A 3789-nucleotide genomic window follows, 5' to 3' on the forward strand; every position below is an offset into this window, starting at 1 on the left:
ACTCTCTTTCCCCTTCTCTTTCTCTTTCTCTTTCTCTTTCTCTTTCTAATACTCTTTCTCACTCTCACTCTCACTCTCACTCTCACTCTCTTTCCCCTTCTCTTTCTCTTTCTCTTTCTCTTTCTCTTTCTAATTCTCACTCTCTTTCTCACTCTCACTCTCACTCTCTTTCCCCTTCTCTTTCTCTTTCTCTTTCTCTTTCTAATACTCTTTCTCACTCTCACTCTCTTTCCCCTTCTCTTTCTCATTCTCATTCTCTTTCTCTTTCTCATTCACATTCTCTTTCACACACACACACCATTTATCCTCACAAAAAAAAAATCCCCCCGGAAAAACCGGAGGGATTTTTACATTATACAGTTAATCAAAACTAAGCCTTGCGCTTAATTGTACAGCCCACTGATACGGTGGTAGGTGTTTCTACCGCGCCGCCCTTTTGCAGTGCAAACATGGCGTTGTTGAGGTAGTTTACTTTGGCTGCTTTGGCATCTTTCGGACTATCGTCGATGGCGCCGTGGTACACGAGTTTGCTGTCTTTATCGAACAGGAAGCACTCAGGCGTGCGGGTTGCACCAAACGCATCAGCCATAGCCGAATTTACGTCGATGGTGTAGGCGCAGTTGTACTTCTGATCTTTTGCGTACTTGGCCATTGCGGCTTCCGAATCTTCATCGGCGCGTTTGGCTTCGTTTGAGTTTACAATTACCACACCGAACTTGAGGCGTTTAGCGATGCGGATGGCATCGGTAATGCGGCTTTCGTTGGCAATTACGTACGGGCAGGTGTTGCACGAGAAGATAACGAGTGTGCCGGTAGCGCCTTTTTCGCCGGCCAGTGTAACGTCTTTTCCGCTCACCACGTCTTTCATGGCTTTGTCGGCCATGGGCATGGCAGTTCCGGTGGCAATGGGTGTAATGTCAACCGGACGGAAAGCGGTAACTACCAATGCAGCCACAACGGCTACAGAAAGTAAACTGATTGTTTTTTTCATTGTACGAAATACTAAAGTTTCTGTTTGAATGCCTGATCCGTAATTCGGATATCTTCAAATTTACGCTATTCGGCCGGAAAAGGATTTATACCGGGAATTAATTTTTAGCCCTCACGCCGCAGTTTCATTCAGCGCAGCATAACCGGTTCTTTCCAAAGCATTTTCTTCTCGGGCGTTTCATAATTGTGCCAGAGGTAATATACTTCGCCGTTGCGGATGCGGATGTGTTTTACAAATTGCTTCGTAATACGGAATGTGCCTGTAATTTGTCCGGTTTTCAAGTCGATGCGTTTCAGGGTATAATAGCCGTTTTTCTCAAACCGTGCATACACTTCGCCGGTAACTTCATCGTGCAGGAGCGCCCGGTCCCACTCGCGCCAGTTTTTGGGGTGATGGTAGCTGATGGGAATTGAATCAATCAGTGCCAGATTTTGCGTGTACCGGAATAGCTGGTTGGCATAATGATCAAACACGAAAATAGTATCGTGAATGTAAAACAACGGTGCGTAAAGCGGCGTGTATTGCGGCGAATGCGTAAAACCGGTCATGGTGGCTGCAATAATGCGTTTATCCACACCGAGGTACATTTCCATTTTACGTGCGTATAGTCTGTCTTTGGGCTGCAAAAAATCAAACTCCCAGTTGTACTGATTCAGCAGCGGCCAGTCGGCAATGGTGCGGATTCGGTAGGCCGTTGTATCGGTTGAATTGTAGAGGTAATAACTGAAGAGCGGATAATCGCGGTTGTAGTTGCTGAACAATATTTGCGGGCCGATGGTATCGATGCAGGGAAAATACCGCGAAGCAAAATCGCGGTAAGGCAGCGCCATCAGCATGAGTTTGTTGCCGGGCAGAATTTTGATGCGGAATGCACTGTCTTTGCAAAGCACATTGTTGTAGCCTTTGTAATCGCGGTAAAGCTCAAGTGCTTCCACAGGCACATCAGCCGCACTGAGTATTTTTTGTCCTTCGGCCAGCATCACGCGCGCGGCTTTCAGGTTTTTCTCGAACGTGAGCAGCAGAAAGCGGTTGCTGTCGAGGAACAGATAATCTTCAATAAAATAGCGGTAGCTGCCAATTACGGTATCCGGGCCCGACTGCACACTGACCGTGGGCAGCACGTAGGTTTCGGCTACGAGTGTAATATTGAGTGTGAGCGTATCGCCGTTGCAGCTGCGCAGGAGTTCGGGCGTGAGTGTTTTGCGCTGCGGGGTGTAGCCGGTAAAGCTGTATTCGATGACAATGCCCGGGCGGTTTACCGTAAACAGCACATAGCGGCCTTGCTTACCGGCCAGTGCGGCGGCGCGGGGCTCGCGTACGGTAACGGAAGCACCTTCAAGCGGCATCCCGTCGTGTGCGGCGCGTATTTGTCCCTGCACATAAAGACGTTTTTCCTGCGCAGCAGCAAAGGCGGGCAGCAGGAAGAGAAGCAAGAGGAGAAACGGGGTAAAACGATGATTCATACACAAACGCTTTGCAGTAATACGCAGCGCGGTACGAAAATGCACAAAATAGGCCGTTGCAGTTTGCAGGTGGTTAAAAATTAAAGACATCCGGCTGAGGAAGGTAAACCCGCTGCCGTGCGGGCTATTTTTGTATTTTCGTGCCGGTATTGATAAATACCTCCAACAAGCGAAAACTTCATCCAACCGGATATTCTTATGAACTACGACGTTATTGTGATTGGCAGCGGCCCCGGCGGCTATGTAACTGCCATCCGCGCTTCACAACTGGGCATGAAAACTGCCGTAATTGAAAAGGCCGAGCTTGGCGGTGTATGCCTCAACTGGGGCTGTATTCCTACCAAAGCGTTGCTCAAAAGCGCCCAGGTGTTTGAATACCTCAAACATGCCGGCGATTACGGACTGAAAATAGACGGCACTGCCTCGCACGATTTTGCCGCTGTGGTTAAACGCAGCCGCGATGTGGCTTCGGGCATGAGCAAAGGCGTGCAGTTTCTGTTGAAGAAAAATAAAATTGATGTAATTAACGGCTTTGCTAAAGTGAAGCCCGGCCGCAAAGTGGAAGTAACCGCTGCCGACGGTGCGGTGAGCACACTCGAAGCCAAACACATTATCATTGCCACGGGCGGCCGCTCGCGCGAGCTGCCCAACCTGAAACAGGACGGCAAAAAGATTATCGGCTACCGCGAAGCCATGGTACTCCCGCAGCAACCCAAGTCGATGATTGTGGTGGGCTCGGGCGCCATTGGTGTGGAGTTTGCCTACTTCTACGCCACTATGGGCACCAAAGTAACCATTGTGGAATTTATGCCCACCATAGTGCCGGTAGAAGATGAAGAAGTGAGCAAGCAGCTTGAGCGTTCGTTCAAGAAGGCCGGCATCGACATTCACACCGAAGCCAGTGTGGAAGCGGTTGATACCAGCGGCGCAGGCTGTAAGGCAACCGTGAAAATGAAAGACGGAAGCACCACCACGCTCGAAGCCGATATTGTACTCTCGGCCGTGGGTGTGGTAGCCAACATCGAAGGTATCGGCCTTGAAGACGTGGGCATTGCCACCGACAAAGGCAAAATCCTCGTAAACAAATACTACGAAACAAATATCCCCGGCTACTACGCCATTGGCGACTGCGTACCCGGTCAGTCACTTGCGCACGTGGCCAGTGCCGAAGGCATTATCTGCGTTGAGAAAATCGCCGGCATGCACGTAGATGCACTCGACTACAACAACATTCCCGGCTGCACCTACTGCTCGCCCGAAATTGCTTCGGTAGGCTACACCGAGAAAAAAGCACGCGAAGCCGGCTACGATATTAAAGTGGGTAAATTCCCCTTC

At 49.8% G+C, this 3789-nt stretch carries 3 protein-coding genes; 1 reads left to right on the forward strand and 2 read right to left on the reverse strand.

Annotated features, from left to right (window positions below):
* Positions 1-370: 370 nt before the first annotated feature.
* Positions 371-991: a redoxin family protein gene (locus tag IM638_18730; protein MCA6365073.1), complete on the reverse strand. Its 621-nt coding sequence runs from the start codon at positions 989-991 to the stop codon at positions 371-373.
* A 128-nt stretch (positions 992-1119) separates the two neighbouring features.
* Positions 1120-2544, reverse strand: coding sequence for a hypothetical protein (locus IM638_18735; protein ID MCA6365074.1), 1425 nt, complete (start codon positions 2542-2544; stop codon positions 1120-1122).
* 108 nt (positions 2545-2652) lie between these two features.
* Between IM638_18735 and lpdA the strand changes: the two genes are divergently transcribed.
* Positions 2653-3789 (forward strand): dihydrolipoyl dehydrogenase (gene lpdA / locus IM638_18740; protein MCA6365075.1); only part of this gene is annotated, 1137 nt, incomplete at its 3' end.

This window comes from Bacteroidota bacterium (assembly GCA_020402865.1).
GTDB lineage: Bacteria > Bacteroidota > Bacteroidia > Palsa-965 > Palsa-965.

Excerpts from the sequence above, each read along its gene's own strand:
- IM638_18735 (MCA6365074.1), bottom strand. The coding sequence starts at position 2,544 with ATGTCTTTAATTTTTAACCACCTGCAAACTGCAACGGCCTATTTTGTG.
- IM638_18730 (MCA6365073.1), bottom strand. The coding sequence starts at position 991 with ATGAAAAAAACAATCAGTTTACTTTCTGTAGCCGTTGTGGCTGCATTG.